This is a genomic window from Streptococcus ferus DSM 20646 (assembly GCF_000372425.1).
In the GTDB taxonomy this organism is placed as follows: Bacteria; Bacillota; Bacilli; order Lactobacillales; family Streptococcaceae; genus Streptococcus; species Streptococcus ferus.
This window is the reverse complement of sequence record NZ_AQVD01000006.1, coordinates 57,513-75,431: the sequence shown is the minus strand read 5'-3', so window position 1 is coordinate 75,431 and position 17,919 is coordinate 57,513. Positions and strand designations below refer to the sequence as shown.

General features: G+C 43.6%; 20 protein-coding genes and 1 tRNA gene. 14 read left to right on the top strand and 7 right to left on the bottom strand.

The genetic code is table 11. The features are described 5' to 3' along the window. Position 1 precedes the first annotated feature (1 nt). The 5 genes from A3GY_RS0108425 to A3GY_RS0108405 form a co-directional block, all read right to left on the bottom strand. A complete protein-coding gene (locus A3GY_RS0108425) occupies positions 2–379 on the bottom strand; it encodes a DUF956 family protein (RefSeq protein WP_018030967.1) in 378 nt (125 codons plus the stop codon). A gap of 241 nt (positions 380–620) precedes the next feature. After that, a complete protein-coding gene (locus A3GY_RS0108420) occupies positions 621–1,532 on the bottom strand; it encodes a PTS system mannose/fructose/sorbose family transporter subunit IID (protein ID WP_018030966.1) in 912 nt (303 codons plus the stop codon). A gap of 15 nt (positions 1,533–1,547) precedes the next feature. Beyond that, on the bottom strand, positions 1,548–2,363 hold the full coding sequence (locus A3GY_RS0108415; protein ID WP_018030965.1) for a PTS mannose/fructose/sorbose transporter subunit IIC: 816 nt from the start codon (positions 2,361–2,363) through the stop codon (positions 1,548–1,550). Between the two features lie 31 nt (positions 2,364–2,394). Next, positions 2,395–3,384, bottom strand: coding sequence for a PTS sugar transporter subunit IIB (locus tag A3GY_RS0108410; protein ID WP_018030964.1), 990 nt, complete (start codon positions 3,382–3,384; stop codon positions 2,395–2,397). Positions 3,385–3,698: 314 nt separating this feature from the next. Further along, the gene (locus tag A3GY_RS0108405) at positions 3,699–4,511 is read right to left on the bottom strand and encodes a Cof-type HAD-IIB family hydrolase (protein WP_026161992.1); all 813 of its coding nucleotides are present in this window, start codon (positions 4,509–4,511) and stop codon (positions 3,699–3,701) included. 213 nt (positions 4,512–4,724) lie between these two features. Between A3GY_RS0108405 and A3GY_RS0108400 the strand changes: the two genes are divergently transcribed. From A3GY_RS0108400 to lytR, 4 genes are all read left to right on the top strand, one after another. Next, positions 4,725–6,185, top strand: a complete 1,461-nt coding sequence (locus tag A3GY_RS0108400; protein WP_018030962.1) for an NCS2 family permease — start codon at positions 4,725–4,727, stop codon at positions 6,183–6,185. Between the two features lie 111 nt (positions 6,186–6,296). After that, positions 6,297–6,740, top strand: coding sequence for a tRNA (adenosine(37)-N6)-threonylcarbamoyltransferase complex ATPase subunit type 1 TsaE (tsaE, locus tag A3GY_RS0108395; protein WP_026161991.1), 444 nt, complete (start codon positions 6,297–6,299; stop codon positions 6,738–6,740). Beyond that, the gene (locus tag A3GY_RS0108390; protein WP_018030960.1) at positions 6,730–7,254 is read left to right on the top strand and encodes a GNAT family N-acetyltransferase; all 525 of its coding nucleotides are present in this window, start codon (positions 6,730–6,732) and stop codon (positions 7,252–7,254) included. Before tsaE ends, A3GY_RS0108390 begins: the two co-directional genes overlap by 11 nt. 9 nt (positions 7,255–7,263) lie before the next feature. Then, positions 7,264–8,415 (top strand): glycopolymer--peptidoglycan transferase LytR, encoded by a 1,152-nt coding sequence (lytR, locus tag A3GY_RS0108385; protein WP_026161989.1) that lies wholly within the window; start codon positions 7,264–7,266, stop codon positions 8,413–8,415. A gap of 25 nt (positions 8,416–8,440) precedes the next feature. Here lytR and A3GY_RS0108380 read toward each other — a convergent pair whose 3' ends face one another. Continuing rightward, positions 8,441–8,746: a hypothetical protein gene (locus A3GY_RS0108380; protein WP_018030958.1), complete on the bottom strand. Its 306-nt coding sequence runs from the start codon at positions 8,744–8,746 to the stop codon at positions 8,441–8,443. Next, positions 8,743–9,162, bottom strand: coding sequence for an HIT family protein (locus A3GY_RS0108375; RefSeq protein WP_018030957.1), 420 nt, complete (start codon positions 9,160–9,162; stop codon positions 8,743–8,745). Before A3GY_RS0108375 ends, A3GY_RS0108380 begins: the two co-directional genes overlap by 4 nt. Positions 9,163–9,225: 63 nt before the next feature. Here A3GY_RS0108375 and A3GY_RS0108370 point away from each other — a divergent pair, with 63 nt between their 5' ends. From A3GY_RS0108370 to infB, 10 genes are all read left to right on the top strand, one after another. Continuing rightward, positions 9,226–9,951: an ABC transporter ATP-binding protein gene (locus A3GY_RS0108370; protein WP_018030956.1), complete on the top strand. Its 726-nt coding sequence runs from the start codon at positions 9,226–9,228 to the stop codon at positions 9,949–9,951. Positions 9,952–9,956: 5 nt separating this feature from the next. After that, a complete protein-coding gene (locus tag A3GY_RS0108365) occupies positions 9,957–10,991 on the top strand; it encodes an ABC transporter permease (protein ID WP_026161988.1) in 1,035 nt (344 codons plus the stop codon). A 58-nt stretch (positions 10,992–11,049) separates the two neighbouring features. Next, positions 11,050–11,832, top strand: coding sequence for a cell cycle regulator CcrZ (ccrZ, locus tag A3GY_RS0108360; protein WP_018030954.1), 783 nt, complete (start codon positions 11,050–11,052; stop codon positions 11,830–11,832). A gap of 9 nt (positions 11,833–11,841) precedes the next feature. Continuing rightward, positions 11,842–12,477 (top strand): tRNA (guanosine(46)-N7)-methyltransferase TrmB, encoded by a 636-nt coding sequence (trmB, locus tag A3GY_RS0108355; RefSeq protein ID WP_018030953.1) that lies wholly within the window; start codon positions 11,842–11,844, stop codon positions 12,475–12,477. Positions 12,478–12,541: 64 nt separating this feature from the next. Next, positions 12,542–12,628, top strand: a tRNA-Ser gene (locus A3GY_RS0108350). 222 nt (positions 12,629–12,850) lie between these two features. Continuing rightward, a complete protein-coding gene (gene rimP / locus A3GY_RS0108345) occupies positions 12,851–13,327 on the top strand; it encodes a ribosome maturation factor RimP (protein WP_018030952.1) in 477 nt (158 codons plus the stop codon). Positions 13,328–13,362: 35 nt separating this feature from the next. Continuing rightward, on the top strand, positions 13,363–14,550 hold the full coding sequence (gene nusA, locus A3GY_RS0108340) for a transcription termination factor NusA (RefSeq protein WP_018030951.1): 1,188 nt from the start codon (positions 13,363–13,365) through the stop codon (positions 14,548–14,550). A gap of 18 nt (positions 14,551–14,568) precedes the next feature. Further along, positions 14,569–14,865 carry an RNase P modulator RnpM gene (gene rnpM, locus A3GY_RS0108335; protein WP_018030950.1) on the top strand — a complete coding sequence of 99 codons (297 nt, stop codon included), beginning with the start codon at positions 14,569–14,571 and terminating at the stop codon, positions 14,863–14,865. After that, positions 14,858–15,160: a YlxQ-related RNA-binding protein gene (locus tag A3GY_RS0108330; protein WP_018030949.1), complete on the top strand. Its 303-nt coding sequence runs from the start codon at positions 14,858–14,860 to the stop codon at positions 15,158–15,160. The genes rnpM and A3GY_RS0108330 overlap by 8 nt, the downstream gene beginning before the upstream one ends. Before the next feature lie 18 nt (positions 15,161–15,178). Continuing rightward, a complete protein-coding gene (gene infB, locus A3GY_RS0108325; protein ID WP_018030948.1) occupies positions 15,179–17,902 on the top strand; it encodes a translation initiation factor IF-2 in 2,724 nt (907 codons plus the stop codon). Positions 17,903–17,919 lie beyond the last annotated feature (17 nt).

The following is a 17,919-nucleotide window of genomic DNA, read 5'->3' as shown; positions in this document are numbered from 1 at the left end:
TTTAATCCTGCTTTTTATTTTTTTTAGGCTTAAAAAATCGCCCCACTTGCTGTATCAAAGTCGGTAATTTGACAACCTTGTCATTGCCAATGGTTTCTCTGGCGATTTTTAAAATCTTTCCCGAATCTTTAGAGGCAAATAAAAATTTTCCCTTATCGGTGAAGATTTCAAAATGTCGGCTGACTTTTTTGCCAGAAACGTTAGCGCCGATCTGGTTGATGGATTCCCAAGGGATTTGAATGAAATCTTCAACATTAGCATCTGCGTAAAACTCTAGCGCCCTATTGCCAACAAGAAATTTTCCGACTTTTCCTCCTATGCCCAGATAAGAAACGCCGGTTGTCTGGAAGCTGACAGTTGTGTTTAAAGATTGTGCCATAATGTCTCCTTATTTCTAACCATATTTATTATATCAGAAAAATCCTATCTTGGATAAGGGAGTCAGCATTTTTTGGTCCAAGCTATTGTTGAAACGATCAAAAGGCAAAATCAGGCAGCAGGCTATTCTGCCACCTAATTGGTTTTTCGCTTACTCATCTTAATCAAAAAAACACAGCCCTTTAAACCTATCAAACGAGGATTAGAGGGGCTGTGTTTTGACTTAGAAGAAAGAAACTTTCTTACATAATACCTGCTAAACGAGCAAGGATACCTACTGCGAATAGAGCAATGATGATAGTGATTGGAGAAACTTTCTTTTTAAGCAGCCACATACATAGGAAGGTTAAGAGCAGTCCCATGAGGCCAGGAATGAGAGCGTCCAGCTGACCTTGGAGTGTTTGAGTTTGATACTTATCAAGACTCATGCCACCAAGTGCCTGACCGAGGATACCTTTTAACTCAGCTCCGGTCACACTGCCTTTTGGAAAGACGACATAAGCCCCTTCTGACAGCTGTTTGGCAGGAAGGTTCACGGTAAAGTTAATTGATACCCAGCGCTGAACCAAAACGGCTAAGATAAACATACCAAGGATAGAAGCCCCTTTGGTAATGTCTTGCAAGATACCGCCGGACATATCCTTTGTGATTTCAGAACCAGCCTTATAGCCGAACTCTTGTGTGTACCACAAGAAAGCCATACGGATGAGGTTCCAGCCAAAGAAGAAGATGAGCGGTCCGACAATGTTTCCGGTTTGTGCGAGAGAAGCTCCCAGAGCCCCTAAGATAGGACGAATAGTGAACCAGAAGACAGGATCTCCGATACCTGCAAGAGGTCCCATCATACCGATTTTCACCCCTTGAATGGCAGCGTCATCAATCTCAGCTCCATTAGCTTTTTCTTCCTCTAGGGCTAGGGTTACCCCAAGGATAGGGGCAGCGACATAAGGGTGGGTATTGAAGAATTCGAGGTGACGCTCAAGGGCAGCGGCCTGATCTTCTTTAGTGGTGTATAGTTTTTTAATTGCTGGGATTAAAGCATAAGCCCAACCCAAGTTTTGCATACGTTCATAGTTCCATGACCCTTGGAGGAAAGTTGAACGCCACCATACTTTTTGGCGGTCTGATTTTGAAAGTGTTAATTTTTCAGCCATGTTAATTCTCCTCTCTTAGTAGTCTTCTAGAATATCGCCGATTGGATCTCCGGAACCTGATGAAGAACCACCATTACCAGAACCGCCTTTTTTAGAAAGGTTGATGTAGATAAGGGCGATTGCAACTCCGACAACCCCAAGAGCGATAAGTGTCAATTCAGTCAAGGCTGCGAATACAAAACCAAGAGCGAAGAATGGCCATACTTCACGAGTAGCCATCATATTGATAACCATTGCATAACCTACGGCAACCACCATAGCACCGCCGACCTGCATACCGCCGTTGAGCCAATCTGGCATGAGACCGAGAATGTCTTTTACAACCTGGGCAGGAACAGCCAGAAGAAGTGCAGCCGGAACGGCAATCCGCAGACCTTGAAGAAGGAGTGCTGTAAAGTGAGCGCGTTCGACTGCTTTGAAGTTGCCATCTTTAGCAGCATTATCAGCTGTATGCACGAGGGCAACAGAGAGTGTCCGAACAATCATGGTTAGGAAAAGTCCTGCAACAGCAAGCGGAATAGCAGTTGAGTAAGCGAAGGTAATCCCTTTAGTAGTAAAGTCGCCTCCCTTAACCATGATGATAGCAGCGGCAACAGATGCAAGAGCCGCATCTGGGGCAACCGCAGCACCGATATTAGCCCATCCAAGTGCGACCATTTGAAGAGTTCCGCCTAAGATGATACCGGCTTCTAAGTGACCGGTAACGAGACCGATTAAGGTACAAGCCACTAAGGGTTGATGAAATTGGAATTGGTCCAAGATACCTTCAAGTCCAGCAAGGAAGGCAACAACAACGACCAAGACCGCAGAAATAATATTAATATCTGACATGTTATAATCCTTTCGTTTTCATAATGACGACCTATTGAACGTTTGCTTTTTTAATCAATTCAAACAAGTCTTTTTGAGAGTCGTTTGGTACTTTACGGACGTCGAATTTAACGCCTAAATCACGCAATTTTTCAAAGGTTGCCACATCGTCTTTGTCCATAGACAGAACGTTGTTAACCATTGTTTTACCGGTTGAGTGAGCCATAGAACCAATGTTCAGTTCTGTAATTGGCACGCCGCCTTCAATCGCTTCGAGAGCTTCTTGAGGTGTTTCAAACAGGATAAGTGCATGTGTGTTACCAAAACGAGGGTCTTTGGCCGCCTCGATGAGTTTCTTAATTGGAACAACATTAGCTTTGACATTTCCTGGTGCAGCCTGCTTAATTAAGCCTTTACGCAAATCATCCGCTGCGACCTTATCAGAGGCAACGATGATGCGGTCTGCCTTAGAGGCAGGTGTCCAGTTGGTTGCTACCTGGCCATGAAGTAGACGTGTGTCCACACGAGCCAGATTGATTTTAAGTTTGCCATCTCCGATGACTGTGCCTTCTGGGATAGCCCCTTGGGGTGCAGCCGTTTCTTTAGCAGCAGGCGCTGCTTCTTCTGGTTGAAGTGCTTCAGGAAGGACTTTGATGCCCTCCTTAGCCTCCTTGATAATATTTGCCGCTACTTTATCCACACCAGCAGTCGCATCCATCATGCGTTCTGTATAGCTTTGGATAAGCATGGGCAAATTGAGACCTGTGATGATGGCAAACTTACGGTCAGGGTTTTCCTCCATGACACGGCTTGCTTGGTTGAAAGGCGAACCGCTCCAAAGGTCAGCCAAAACCAGAATTTCATCATCAGCATCGAAGGCAGCAATGGCGTCATTGAACTTAGCATACAAATCATCTGGACCTTCACTTGGCATAAAAGTAACAACTTGTACTTTCTCTTGTTCACCGAAGATCATAGAACCAGACTGATGAATGCCAGCAGCAAATTCACCATGGCTTGCGATAACGATTCCGATACCCATTCTTGTTCTTCCTCCTTTAATTTATTTCTTTTTTAAGCTGAAAAAGAATAATCTCCATGCCAAAGGCCAATTCTTTTCCCTCTTAAAAAGATTAAGAACAACTATATTGTAAAACGTTTCCATTAAAAAAGCAATAGGTCTTGAAAATCTTTGTGGAAAAAGATTTTTTCTTTCAGAAATGGATGACAGCGCCTTCCTTTATGAGTGGCTTGGAAAGCCGATGTCAAGCGGATGTGGGGGTCGGAGAGGTTTTGTTTTTTATTTTACTATTATAAAATTCTAATCAAAAAGAACCTCAGGTTCTTCTGAAGTTCTTATAATAGTAATCGCTCAAGTTCTTTCGCCACGCCATCGTGGTTGTTATCAAACTGAGTTTGTCTGTCAGCGTAAGGCAGCAGAAGTTGGCTGGCGTTTTTCATGGCATAACCGATTGAAGCAAAAGCCAGCATTTGAGTGTCGTTGTGTTCATCTCCAAATGCAATCAAATCATCTTGCGAGAAATTGAGGCTTTTGAGCAGGTGTTTGAGAGCATAGGCTTTATTGACACCTTTAGGGGCAAATTCCAGAATATTCATAGGGCCGCCCCAGGTACTGATTTCCATGCCATTTTTAAAAAAGGCCCGCATCTCATCGGTGAGCTGATATTTGTTTTTCGCCCGAGTCTGCATCAGCAAAGCCAAAGGATCCTTAGTGATCTTTTGAGGCTCCAGTCGCATGTCATCGGTTATGGAAGCCACACCAAATAATTCGGGTTTAATAGCCTGCCGATGGCTGAAAGTCAGGTAAAAATTTTTGCGGTATTCGCTGGCAATAAAATCCACTTCAAATTCTTTTTGACAGTCCAAAACCTCAAAAAGGTATTTTTTATCAATATAAGCACGGTGTTCACCCGACCACTTTTTTTCTGGAATATGGGTCAGAGAACCATTGAAATTAATCATGGGGGTTTGCAGGCCTAGGATTTTATAATATTCTAGGGCCATGCGATAAGGGCGTCCAGTCGCAATCACGACTAAGTGACCTTGTTTCATTACTTGCTGTATGGTCTGAATGGTATAGTCAGAAATGGTGTTGTCGCTTTTGAGCAGGGTCCCATCTAAATCAAGGGCAATCACTTTTTTGTTCATAAGATGATTATACAGAAAAAAAACTCTGTAAACAAGATGAAACCTTGTTTGTCTAGAGATGATAAGGTTTGAGAAAGGGAGGGAGTCTATCCAAGTCCCATTTGGGAGTATGTTTTTTATAGACGGATAAAAATCAGCCAAAAGACTTGAAAGATGAACTTTTTTAATCTATAATGGTTTTATTGTTCGGAAAAAGGAGAATAAAACATCGAAATGGAAACGTTTTTTAAATTAAAAGAGAACAAGACGACTGTTCGCAGAGAAATCATTGCTGGCTTAACAACCTTCTTTGCCATGTCTTATATCTTGTTTGTCAACCCTAGTATCTTGAGTATTGCGGGTATGCCTTCTCAGGCAGTCTTTTTAGCCACGATCATTGCATCGGCGATTTCAACCTTGGTTATGGGACTATTTGCTAATGTTCCCTATGCTCTAGCTCCGGGAATGGGGCTCAATGCTTTCTTTACGTTTACGGTGGTTATCGGTTTGGGCTTTACTTGGCAGGAGGCCCTGGCTATGGTTTTTATCTGTGGCCTGTTTAATATTTTTATTACAGTGACGAAAGTCAGAAAAAGTATCATTCATGCGATTCCCGTAAGCCTCCAGCATGCGATTGGCGGGGGGATTGGTATCTTTGTGGCCTATCTTGGTTTTAAAAATGCCAACATGATTACTTTTTCAACATCGGCAGAAAATATTATTTCCGTCAACGGAGTCGCTCCGGCAGATGCAACTGCCAAGACGTTTGCCAAGGGGGTTTCCTCAGTAGTGGGGAATGGCGGGGTTGTCCCAGCCATTACGAATTTTGCTAATCCAGCTGTTCTTTTAGCTGTTATTGGTTTGATTATTACCGCTGTCTTGGTTATCAAACAGGTTCGTGGTGCAATTTTGATTGGTATCATCGCAACGACAGTTCTGGGGATTCCGATGGGCGTGGTTGATTTATCAACGGTCGATTGGTCTCAAAACCATCTAGGCTCTGCCTTTAAAGAACTAGGTGTCACTTTTCTGGCAGCCTTTGGCGGGATGAAGTCCCTCTTTAGCGATTCTAGTCGTCTTCCTCTCGTGTTAATGACTATTTTTGCCTTCAGTTTATCAGATACTTTCGATACCTTGGGGACTTTCATTGGAACCGGCCGTAAAACAGGGATTTTCTCAGAAGCAGATGAACGTGCTTTGGAAGAAGGGAAAGGATTTGATTCCAAAATGGACAGAGCCCTTTTCGCCGATGCTATCGGAACCTCAATTGGAGCTATCTTTGGAACGTCAAATACCACGACCTATGTTGAGAGTGCGGCAGGTATTTCAGCAGGGGGACGTACAGGTCTGACCGCCGTTACAACTGCAGTTCTCTTTCTTCTGTCGACCGTTTTGGTGCCTTTAGTCGGTGTTGTTCCTGCAGAGGCAACAGCGCCAGCTTTAATTGTTGTAGGGGTTATGATGCTTTCATCATTCTTAGATGTTAAATGGGATAATTTTGAGGAAGCCCTGCCTTGCTTCTTTGCGGGTATGTTTATGGGGCTCTGCTACAGTATTTCTTACGGTATTGCAGCGGCCTTTATCTTCTACTGTTTGGTGAAAGTGGTCAAAGGAAAAGCCAAAGAGATTCATCCGATTCTCTGGGCGGCAACTGCCCTCTTCATTCTCAACTTTATTATTTTAGCTATTATATAGAATGAAATGTAAATCAAGAGAAAGCTGGGGAACTCAGCTTTCTCTTTTTTGATAAAGATAATTCCATTAAAATCTGACAAAATAAAAGCAGGGTATGGTATAATAATGTCTATGTACAGTCAAAACGAAAGACAGCTTATGGCTATCGGTCAGCAACTGGGCCAAAAACTCCAAAGACAGGATGTTTTAGTGCTGACAGGAGATCTTGGGGCGGGAAAAACAACCCTGACAAAAGGGATTGCTAAGGGCTTAGGCGTTGCTCAAATGGTTAAAAGTCCAACCTACACCATTGTCCGACAATATGAGGGGAGACTTCCGCTCTATCACTTAGATGTTTATCGCATCGGGGACGATCCTGATTCTATTGACTTGGATGATTTTCTCTTTGGTGATGGAGTTACTGTCATTGAGTGGGGGGAGCTCTTAAAAGAGGAATTGCCGGATGACTATTTGGAAGTTGTCCTTAGCCGGGAACAAGATGGACGTCGTTTGACTTTCAAGCCCAGTGGTCCAAGGTCTAGACAGTTATTTGAGGATTTTTGCCGTGAAGATTGAACAGGAAGTCTTTTTTCAAGAGGCTAGGTCAGAAGATGCGGAGGGCTTCATTGCCTTGCTTCATCGAGGGGCCGAAGATTCTGATTTTTTAATCCTTGATCAGGATTATTTTGCTGGTCAAGAGGCTGCCCTGGGACAGGTTTTCGACAATAGTTTTCAAACTTCGGGTAGCTTTTATCTGTTGGCCAAGATTGGTCAAAAACCGATTGGTGCCTTGACCATTAAGGCTGATGCCCATCCCAGAATGAATCATATTGGTGACCTTTTTATGCTAGTAGCGAAAGACTACTGGAATCAAGGGATTGGTCAGATTCTGCTGGAAGAAGGGATCCGATGGGCAGAAGAAACAGCGTCTATCCGTCGGTTAGAGTTGACTGTACAAAAACGTAACAGCCCTGCTGTTCACCTTTATGAAAAGTTTGGTTTTGAGATAGAAGGCACTAAGCAACGCGGTGCAAAAACAAAAGATGGAGAATTTCTTGACGTTTACCTGATGGGAAAACTGATTGACTGAATAAAACAAATGAGAATTGGTAGAAAAATAACATTAATGCTGGGGGCGATCCTCATCACAACTGTCATTGCATTAGGCGTTTATGCCAACCGGATTTTTAGCTTTTCATTGGATGAATTTTCAAAAACGTATAAAAATTTAAACACATCAACTAAGGAAAGTGACTCGATCGAAAAAAGCAAACCTTTTTCGATTCTTCTCATGGGGGTTGACACGGGGTCGGCTGATCGCACCTCTAAATGGGAGGGAAATAGCGACACCATGATTTTAGTGACGGTTAATCCTAAAACAAAGAAAACAACCATGACCAGCCTTGAGCGAGATATTTTGGTCCAATTATCTGGTCCTGAAAGCAATGCTGAGACGGGTTATCAAGCCAAACTCAATGCTGCTTATGCTTCTGGGGGGGCTCAGATGGCCATTATGACCGTACAGGAAATGCTTGATATTACCATTGATAATTATATGCTTATCAATATGGAGGGGCTCGTACAGCTCGTTGATGCGGTAGGCGGTATTACGGTCACCAATAATTTTGACTATGCCATTTCGATTGAGGAGAACGAACCTGCCTATACGGCTAAGGTGGAACCTGGGACACATAAAATCAATGGGGAGCAGGCGCTTGTCTATTCGCGGATGCGCTATGACGACCCAGAAGGCGATTACGGACGCCAAAAACGCCAGAGAGAAGTTATTCAGAAGGTTATGGAGAAGCTCTTGGCACTTGACAGCGTCAGCAAATACAAGAAAATCCTTTCTGCTGTCAGCAAAAATATCCAGACAGATATTAAAATCACTGGCAGCACCATTCCTAAACTGATGGGATATGCTGACACCGTTAAAAATATTAAGAGTTACCAGCTTAAGGGAGAAGACGCAACCCTTAATGGGGGGTCTTATCAAATGGTCACTAGTGAGCAGATGCTTAAGGTGCAAAACCGGATTAAGAAACAGTTAGGATTGGAGACAGTAACAGCTGACAGTTTAAAAACAACAGCCGTGCTTTATGAAACATTTTATGGAAGCGTGGACAGCAGTGGATCAACAGCTTATTCTGACAGTAGCACCTATGATGCCGGTACTTATTCAGATTCGGGAACATACTCAAGCGATACTTATAATCAAGGCAGTTATCAGGCACCCGCAGCTGGTTACTGATAAAAAACCTGAGACCAAATCGGTCTCAGGTTTTTGAGTTTTCTGATGTTTGATATTTAGCCAGACGCTCTTGGATGTCTCTAAGAACGGGTTTGTTTTCTTGTTGAAAAATCCGAAATTGATAAGCTAAGTCTTCCATTATCGCATTCGTCTTTTCTTTTTGCTCGTTGATGACTTGCAAATTGGCTTTGATTTTATGGACTTCCTTTTTGGCTAAATCAAGTCTTTCCTTGCTTTCACGAAAACCAGCTCTGAGTTGTTGGCGGTTCTGATAGAGGCTGTAAGTTCCTGCCCCAATCAGGCCAAATAGGATAAGATGACGAAGTTTCATGCTTCAACCTCCTTGGCAATACGCTGAGCTAGCTGCCCTAGGGCCTCAAAATCAGGTGCGTGGCTCACAAAATGAATATCCAGTTCATCCCCATCAAGATAGCGAGGTAGCAAGTGAATATGGGCGTGAAAGACAGTTTGTCCGGCAGCTTCTTCATTATTGTTGACAATATTTAAGCCATCAGCCTGGGTAGCTGTTTTGACGGCGCGAGCTAACTTAGGCAGGCGGGAAAAAAGTGTGGCAGCCTTCTGCTCAGAGAGATCTAAGGTATTACGGACGTGTTCTTTAGGGATTAGCAGGGTATGTCCTTTTGTTGCCTGAGAGATGTCCAGAAAAGCCAGCACCTCATCGTCTTCATAGATTTTCGATGAAGGAATATCACCAGCGATTATCTTGCAAAAAATACAGTCATCCATAAAAATCACCTTCTTAGCTTGTTTTTGTTATAATATAGTATATCAAATGGAGAGAGAATCGTCATGCTAAAGATAGAAAATCTGACAGGCGGCTATGTCAATGTCCCTGTTCTTAAACATATCAGTTTTGAGGTCAATGATGGTGAACTGGTTGGTCTCATTGGTCTTAACGGAGCAGGTAAGTCGACAACCATTAATGAAATTATCGGCCTTCTAACCCCTTATCAAGGCCAGATTTGTATAGATGGCTTGCGGCTGGAAGATGATTTGGAAGCCTATCGCCGAAAAATCGGCTTTATTCCCGAAACGCCCAGTCTCTATGAAGAACTGACTCTGCGGGAACACCTTGAAACAGTCGCTATGGCCTATGACCTTGATCAGGAGGCCGCCTTTGAGCGTGCAGAAGGCCTTCTGAGTCTTTTTCGTCTGGATGATAAACTGGACTGGTTTCCTAGCCGGTTTTCTAAAGGGATGAAACAAAAAGTGATGATTATCTGCGCCTTTATTGTGGATCCCTCCCTATTCATCATTGATGAACCATTCTTGGGACTGGACCCTCTGGCAATTGCTGACTTAACGGATTTGTTGGCGCAAGAAAAGGCAAAAGGGAAGTCTATCTTGATGTCAACTCATGTCCTGGATTCAGCTGAGAAAATGTGTGACCGTTTTGTCATTTTACATCAGGGGCAGGTGAGGGCCCAGGGGACTTTGACTGACTTGAGACAGGTTTTTGGGGATGATGAGGCAAGTCTCAATGACATTTACATGGCTTTGACCAAAGAGGACTAGTGCAGATGAAAAAGATGTTTAAAAAGAGGCGCCATCGCTTTGCTGTCCGCTGTCAAAAATACCTGCGCTATGTTTTCAATGATCATTTTGTGCTGGTCTTAGTTTTTTTAATGGGCTTTGTCATGGTTCAGTACAGCCAGCTTTTAAAGCATTTCCCTGCTAATCCTTGGCCGATTAGCTTGGCTGTATCGGGTATTCTCCTCATTTTTTTAGTTGTGGGCCGTGTCGCAACATATCTTGAAGAGCCAGATAAATTGTTTTTATTAAGTCAAGAACAGGCTGTTTTAGAGGAGTTGACGCTGGCTAAAAAACGGTCCTTTAGCTTTTGGTCTGGTGTGCAGGCATTGATTTGGCTTGCTTTATTGCCCCTTTTTTTAAAGTTAGGTCTCTCTTCTTGGATGGTGCTGCTGTTATTTGCGCTGTCTTTGCTGGTTCGCTGGATGCTACTCTCTAAAAAAGTGCGGTCGCTTCAGGAGAATGATCGATTAAATTGGACGGCGGCAATCAGTCTTGAACAGCAGCGTCAGCAGACTATTTTGAAATTCTTTTCTCTCTTTACCAATGTGAAAGGCATATCAACTAGTGTCAAACGCAGGGCATATCTTGATAGACTGACGGGTTTACTGAAAAAAGAATCGGCATCTGTCTGGACCAATCTTTACTTGCGTGCTTTTTTACGGGGCGGTGATTACCTAAGTCTCAGCTTGCGTTTGTTGGGTCTGAGTATCTTGGTTTTGGTGAGTATTCGCAACCCTCTTATGTCAGCTGCTCTGGCGGTTTTGTTTAACTATCTTTTACTCTTTCAGCTTCTGAGCCTCTATCATCACTATGACTATCAATACTTGACCAATCTATTTCCGGTGGATAAAGGCCTGAAACAGAAAAACCTACTGTCTTTCCTGCAAAAATTAAGTTACCTGATGCTACTTGTGGAACTTCTTTTTTCTTGGTCTTGGGAAAAGATGGGAATTTTGGCAATCGGCACTTTGCTGATCAGTCAGCTTTATTTACGATACAAAGTAAAGAAGATGATTGACTAAGTTTCTTAAAACAAGTAAAATAGGACTAAGTGATTTCAGATGAAAAGGAGGGGAACGTGTGACACAATCAGATAAAGATTTAAGCCTGACACCCCTAAAAGGAAAGAGCGGTCAAGCCTTTATTGGAACCTATCCTAATGGTGATCGTGTTTTTATTAAAATCAATACAGCCCCTATTTTAGCAGCTCTGGCAAAAGAGCAGATTGCTCCCCAGCTGCTTTGGGCTAAGCGTCTTGGCAACGGCGATATGATGAGTGCGCAAGAATGGCTTGATGGCCGCCTATTGACAAGGGCTGATATGACCAGTAAGCAGATTGTTCAGATTCTGCAACAGATGCACAAATCCAAACCGCTGGTGAATCAGCTGCTTCAGCTCAACTACAAGGTGGAGGAACCTTATGATTTGTTGGTTGACTGGGAGCGAAGCGTTCCTTATCAGCTAGCTGAAAATGATTACCTTCAGTCAGTCGTCAAGCAGATGAAACGAGAGTTGCCAGACTTTAAGAAAGATCAGGCGACAATTGTTCACGGTGATGTTCGGCATAGTAACTGGATTGTGACAACGAGCGGTATGATTTATTTGGTAGACTGGGATTCAGTCCGTGTGACGGATCGGATGTATGACGTGGCTCATATCCTAAGCCATTATATTCCCCGTTCTTACTGGAATGATTGGCTGACCTATTATGGTTATAAGACGAATGAAAAAGTCTTATCAAAAATAAAATGGTTTGGGCAGTTATCCTACCTGTCTCAGATTTTGAAATACTACGAAAATCGCGATATGGCGAATGTTAACCAAGAAATCTACGAATTACGAAAATTCAGGGCTTCTTTTTAGAAAGTAAAGATGAGAGTTAGAAAGCGTAAAGGGGCTGAAGAATACCTTGAGAATAACCCCCACTATGTTATTTTAGAGCCGGAAAAGGTCAAAGGACATTGGCGGGAGCTATTTGCTAATACCAATCCTATTCATATTGAAGTGGGTTCGGGAAAGGGACGGTTTATTACTGGTATGGCTCAAGCCCATCCAGAGATCAATTATATTGCCATTGATATGCAGGTATCGGTCCTCAGTCATGCCTTGGATAAGGTTTTGGAAAGTCAGCTGCCGAATGTCCGGCTGCTTTTAGTTGATGGTTCGAGTCTGACCAACTATTTTGAGGCGGGAGAAATTGATCTGGTCTACTTGAATTTTTCGGATCCCTGGCCTAAGAAAAAGCATGAAAAACGCCGTCTGACCTATAAGACCTTTTTAGAGACCTATCAGCAGATTCTGCCGCCAGAAGGAGAAATTCATTTCAAGACAGATAATAGAGGGCTCTTCGAATATAGTCTGGCCAGTTTTTCTCAGTATGGCATGATCTTAAAGCGGGTTTGGTTGGACCTTCATGCCAGTGACTTTGAGGATAATGTGATGACAGAATACGAAGAAAAATTTTCTGCCAAGGGTCAGGTGATTTACCGAGTTGAGGCAAAGTTCTAGAAGGGTTTGCCCATTTGTTCGGATTATGATATGATGAATGAGCTGAGTTTTATCTCAGTTTTATGGAGAGGTCGCATAGTGGCCGAGTGCGCACGCTTGGAAAGCGTGTAGTCCTTAACGGGGCTCGGGGGTTCGAATCCCCTCCTCTCCTTGGATGGTACAGGAAAAATGTTTCTCGATTAGAGAAACATTTTTAGTCTTTTGATGTGTCATGAACCCTAGCCAAAGGCTCACATTTGCATTTTTCAAAGATTATGTTATAATAGTAACAAATAATACAGAAAGGGGCGAAGTTGTAACTTCGCCTCTTGCGTGTTTAAATAAAATGAATAGCGGAGAGATCTTTATGATCTAGCAAAGATAAGGAGGGAAAATGAGTCGAACAAGCATTGTTGAGAGTGTCAGAGCTCTCATTGAACCGGCGGTTCCAAAACCATTTGAATTAGTCGATATTGAGTATGAAAAGATGGGGAGCGATTATGTTCTTAGTGTTTTGGTAGATAAACCCGGGGGCATTACCGTCGAAGAGACAGCAGACTTAACAGATGTTATCAGTCCACTTCTGGATACTATTGAGCCGGATCCATTTCCAGATCAGTATATGCTAGAGGTGTCTAGTCCAGGTTTAGAGCGTCCTTTAAAGACAAAAGAAAGTCTTCTTCAGGCTGTTGGTCAGTACATTAATGTCAGCCTTTATCAAGCGATTGATAAAAGCAAGGTTTTTGAAGGTGATTTGACGGCCTTTGATGGCGAGAACTTAACGCTAACGTATTTGGACAAGACGCGGCAAAAGACCGTCACCATTCCCTACAAGACAGTTGCTAAAGCGCGTCTTGCTGTAAAAATTTAGAAAGGAAATTCTTTGCAGAGCAAAGAAAAAAGAGAATGAGCAAAGAAATGCTAGAAGCCTTCCGCGTGCTGGAAGAAGAAAAACACATCAACAAAGAAGATATTATTGAAACGGTCAAAGAATCTTTAAAGTCAGCCTATAAGCGCCGCTATGGCCAATCTGAAAGTGCTGAAGTTGAATTCAACGAAAAGACCGGTGACTTTCAGGTGTATACTGTCCGCGAAGTGGTTGAAGAGGTTTTTGACAGCCGTCTTGAGATTAGCCTTAAGGATGCGCATGCAATCAGCACCGCTTATGAGCTTGGGGATAAGATCCGTTTTGAAGAAGCACCTAAGGAGTTTGGGCGTGTTGCGGCACAGTCAGCTAAGCAGACCATTATGGAAAAGATGCGCCGTCAGACACGCGAAATCCTCTATACAGAGTACAAACAGCGTGAAAGTGAGATTATGACAGGAACGGTTGAGCGTTTTGACGATCGTTTTATCTATGTCAATCTTGGTTCCATTGAAGCGCAATTATCACGTCAGGACCAGATTCCGGGCGAAACCTTTGCTTCCCATGACCGTATAGAAGTTTATGTCTACAAGGTTGAGAATAACCCTAAAGGAGTTAATGTCTTTGTCAGCCGTAGCCATCCAGAGTTTATCAAACGGATTATGGAACAAGAAATTCCAGAAGTTTTTGATGGAACGGTAGAAATCATGAGTGTCTCTCGTGAAGCAGGTGACCGCAGCAAGGTTGCCGTACGCAGTCATAACCCTAACGTAGATGCGATTGGAACGATTGTCGGCCGCAAAGGGGCTAACATCAAGAAAGTTATCAGCAAATTCCATCCGAAACGCTTGGATGCCAAGACGGGTCTCCTAGTACCTGTGGAGGAAAATATCGACGTTATCCAATGGGTAGAGGATCCTGCCGAATACATTTACAATGCGATTGCTCCTGCAGAAGTTGACCTTGTTCTCTTTGATCCAGAAGATGAGAAAAAGGCAACAGTGGTTGTACCGGATAATAAATTATCATTGGCAATTGGACGTCGCGGACAAAATGTGCGTCTGGCCGCTCATCTGACAGGCTATCGGATTGACATTAAATCTGCCACAGAGTTTGAAGCTATGGAAGCAGAATGGGATGCCTTAGAAGAAGCTGCAGCCCTTGAAGCAGAAGAACTATCAGAAGATAATCAATATGCTGAGGATATTCTTTCTGAAGAGCAAGACTAAGAAAGTCGGAGGTGTTTGATGGCTAAAACACGAAAAATACCTTTAAGAAAATCAGTTGTTTCAGGAGAAGTTATTGATAAACGGGACTTGCTGCGTATTGTTAAGACTAAAGAAGGGGAGATTTTTATTGACCCGACAGGAAAACAAAACGGACGCGGGGCCTATATCAAGCTTGACAATAAAGAAGCAGCAGAGGCTAAGAAGAAAAAAGTGTTTAACCGGAGTTTTTCAATGGATGTTCCGGAAACCTTTTACGACGAATTGATTGCCTTTGTTGATCATAAGGTCAAAAGAAGAGAGTTGGGTCTTGAATAAAAAAGAAAGATTGTCAAATCTGCTGGGACTTGCCCAAAAAGCAGGAAAAATTATTTCGGGTGAAGAGTTGACCATTAAGGCCATCCAGTCTCGTCAGGCCAAACTGATTTTTCTCTCGCAGGATGCAGGCCCGAATTTGACCAAGAAAATAACTGATAAAAGTAACTATTACAATATAAAAGTCTCCACAGTGTTTTCAACACTGGAATTAAGTGCCGCTATCGGACGCAGCCGTAAAGTGCTGGCTGTAACGGACACTGGATTTTCAAAGAAAATGAGGACTCTTATGGACTAAGGAATAGGAGGACAAGATTTGTCTAAGAAAAGATTATATGAAATTGCCAAAGAATTAGGCAAGGAAAGTAAAGAGATTGTCGATAAGGCTAAAGAACTAGGGCTTGACGTCAAAAGTCACGCATCAAGTGTGGAGGAAAGTGCGGCACAAAAAATCCGCGATAGCTTTTCTCAGCCAGCGGCTAAAAGTGCCTCTCAGTCAGCGTCGGCTCCAAAGCCAGCACTGGCAGAAAACAAACCTTTTGCTGATGCTCCTCAAAATACGGCTGCTGACAAGGCAGTACAGGCGCCAGCTGCCAAAAAGCCTTTAAGGCCAAGACCACAGATGCGAAACTTTAAAGCTGAACGTGAAGCTAAAGCGAAAGCCGAAGCTGAACGACGCAAACAGCAGGGAGACCACCGTCAGAGAACGAATGACCGTCGTCCGTCAAATCGTCCAAGTTATCAGGATAAAGATCAGTATCAAAACCGAAGATCACAGACGGATAATCGTCAGGATGGACGCCATCAGGCGGCCAATCGCTCGCAAAATGCAGCTGACAACCGCTCCAATCAGGCGGGTGGCCGTATTGATTTCAAAGCGAGGGCAGCTGCCTTAAAAGCAGAGCAAAATGCGGAATATTCTCGCCAGAGTGAGACACGTTTCCACGAGGCCCAAGAAGCAAAGCGTCAAGCAGAACGTGAACGAGCAGAATCAAGACAGGCTAAAGAAAGAAATCAAGCGGCTGCGGCAGCTCCAAGTAAACCTGCCGCTACTGATACGCGTCGTAAAAAACAAAACCGTCCAGAGAAGACCCGTGACTTTGCGCACGAAAATGAAGATGGGCCAAAACAAGCAAAAAATAAGAAAAGTCGGAATAACCAAAACCAAGTGAGAAATCAAAGAAATAGTAACTGGAACACTAATAAAAAGAATAAAAAAGGCAAAAATAACCGGACTGCTGCGGCACCAAAACCAGTTACGGAACGTAAATTCCATGAATTGCCAAAAGAGTTCGAATACACTGAAGGCATGACAGTTGCTGAAATTGCGAAACGCATTAAACGCGAACCAGCAGAAATTGTTAAAAAACTCTTTATGATGGGAGTTATGGCAACTCAGAACCAGTCTCTGGATGCCGATACTATTGAACTGCTCATGGTGGATTATGGTATCGAAGCACATCAAAAGGTTGAAGTTGATAATGCTGATATTGAACGTTTCTTCGCCGAAGATGGCTACCTCAATCCGGACAAAATGGTTGAGCGCGCTCCTGTCGTTACCATCATGGGACACGTTGACCACGGGAAAACGACCCTTCTGGATACGCTTCGCAATTCCCGTGTCGCTACCGGAGAGGCAGGCGGCATCACCCAGCATATCGGAGCCTATCAGATTGAAGAGGGTGGCAAGAAGATTACCTTCCTAGATACTCCAGGACATGCGGCCTTCACCAGTATGCGTGCGCGCGGCGCTTCGGTCACAGATATCACGATTCTGATTGTTGCGGCTGATGACGGTGTGATGCCTCAGACCATTGAAGCCATCAACCACTCTAAGGCTGCGTATGTTCCCATCATTGTAGCCATCAATAAAATTGATAAGCCGGGTGCTAATCCTGAGCGTGTCATTGGTGAGTTGGCTGAACATGGTGTTATCTCAACAGCCTGGGGCGGAGACTCTGAGTTTGTTGAAATTTCAGCCAAATTTGGTCAGAATATTGATGAACTCCTAGAGACTGTTCTCTTGGTTGCTGAAATCCAGGAACTCAAGGCCGATCCAACTGTTCGTGCGATTGGTACCGTTATTGAAGCCCGTCTGGATAAAGGAAAAGGGGCTGTTGCAACCCTCCTTGTTCAACAGGGAACTCTTAATGTGCATGACCCAATTGTTGTGGGCAACACCTTTGGTCGTGTTCGTGCCATGACCAATGACCTAGGCCGCCGGATTAAGGTTGCTGAACCGTCAACACCGGTTTCAATTACCGGTTTGAATGAAACGCCGATGGCTGGTGACCATTTTGCCGTCTATGAAGATGAAAAAGCTGCGCGTGCGGCTGGTGAAGAGCGTGCCAAACGTGCCCTTCTGAAACAGCGTCAGAACACTCAGCGGGTCAGCCTGGAAAATCTCTTCGACACCCTCAAGGCAGGGGAAGTCAAGTCTGTTAATGTGATTATTAAGGCTGATGTGCAGGGGTCGGTTGAAGCTCTGGCCGCTTCTTTACTGAAGATTGAAGTAGAAGGGGTTAAGGTAAATGTTGTCCACTCCGCTGTTGGTGCTATTAATGAGTCAGATATCACACTGGCAGAGGCCTCAAATGCCATCATCATTGGTTTCAATGTACGTCCTACGCCTCAAGCTCGTCAGCAGGCTGAGACTGACGAGGTAGAAATTCGTCTGCACAGTATCATTTATAAAGTGATTGAAGAGGTAGAGGATGCCATGAAGGGAATGCTTGACCCAGAATTCGAAGAAAAAATTATTGGGGAAGCTATTATCCGAGAAACCTTCAAAGTCTCTAAAGTGGGTACCATTGGTGGCTTTATGGTTCTGAACGGTAAGGTGACACGTGATTCCAGCGTTCGTGTTATTCGTGATGGTGTGGTGATTTTTGATGGCAAATTAGCCAGCCTGAAACATTATAAGGACGATGTTAAGGAAGTCGGCAATGCTCAAGAAGGCGGACTGATGATTGAAAACTATAATGACCTTCAGGTAGATGATACGATTGAAGCTTATGTTCTCGAGGAAATTAAACGCTGAGTTCAGGTGATTTCTAT

Excerpts from the sequence above, each read along its gene's own strand:
- A3GY_RS0108370 (WP_018030956.1), top strand. The coding sequence starts at position 9,226 with ATGCTAAAGATAGAAAATCTGACAGGCGGCTATGTCAATGTCCCTGTT.
- A3GY_RS0108375 (WP_018030957.1), bottom strand. The coding sequence starts at position 9,162 with ATGGATGACTGTATTTTTTGCAAGATAATCGCTGGTGATATTCCTTCA.
- A3GY_RS0108415 (WP_018030965.1), bottom strand. The coding sequence starts at position 2,363 with ATGTCAGATATTAATATTATTTCTGCGGTCTTGGTCGTTGTTGTTGCC.
- A3GY_RS0108405 (WP_026161992.1), bottom strand. The coding sequence starts at position 4,511 with ATGAACAAAAAAGTGATTGCCCTTGATTTAGATGGGACCCTGCTCAAA.
- rimP (WP_018030952.1), top strand. The coding sequence starts at position 12,851 with ATGAGTCGAACAAGCATTGTTGAGAGTGTCAGAGCTCTCATTGAACCG.
- A3GY_RS0108380 (WP_018030958.1), bottom strand. The coding sequence starts at position 8,746 with ATGAAACTTCGTCATCTTATCCTATTTGGCCTGATTGGGGCAGGAACT.
- A3GY_RS0108425 (WP_018030967.1), bottom strand. The coding sequence starts at position 379 with ATGGCACAATCTTTAAACACAACTGTCAGCTTCCAGACAACCGGCGTT.
- A3GY_RS0108400 (WP_018030962.1), top strand. The coding sequence starts at position 4,725 with ATGGAAACGTTTTTTAAATTAAAAGAGAACAAGACGACTGTTCGCAGA.
- rnpM (WP_018030950.1), top strand. The coding sequence starts at position 14,569 with ATGGCTAAAACACGAAAAATACCTTTAAGAAAATCAGTTGTTTCAGGA.
- A3GY_RS0108410 (WP_018030964.1), bottom strand. The coding sequence starts at position 3,384 with ATGGGTATCGGAATCGTTATCGCAAGCCATGGTGAATTTGCTGCTGGC.
- nusA (WP_018030951.1), top strand. The coding sequence starts at position 13,363 with ATGAGCAAAGAAATGCTAGAAGCCTTCCGCGTGCTGGAAGAAGAAAAA.
- trmB (WP_018030953.1), top strand. The coding sequence starts at position 11,842 with ATGAGAGTTAGAAAGCGTAAAGGGGCTGAAGAATACCTTGAGAATAAC.
- A3GY_RS0108365 (WP_026161988.1), top strand. The coding sequence starts at position 9,957 with ATGAAAAAGATGTTTAAAAAGAGGCGCCATCGCTTTGCTGTCCGCTGT.
- tsaE (WP_026161991.1), top strand. The coding sequence starts at position 6,297 with ATGTACAGTCAAAACGAAAGACAGCTTATGGCTATCGGTCAGCAACTG.
- lytR (WP_026161989.1), top strand. The coding sequence starts at position 7,264 with ATGAGAATTGGTAGAAAAATAACATTAATGCTGGGGGCGATCCTCATC.
- A3GY_RS0108420 (WP_018030966.1), bottom strand. The coding sequence starts at position 1,532 with ATGGCTGAAAAATTAACACTTTCAAAATCAGACCGCCAAAAAGTATGG.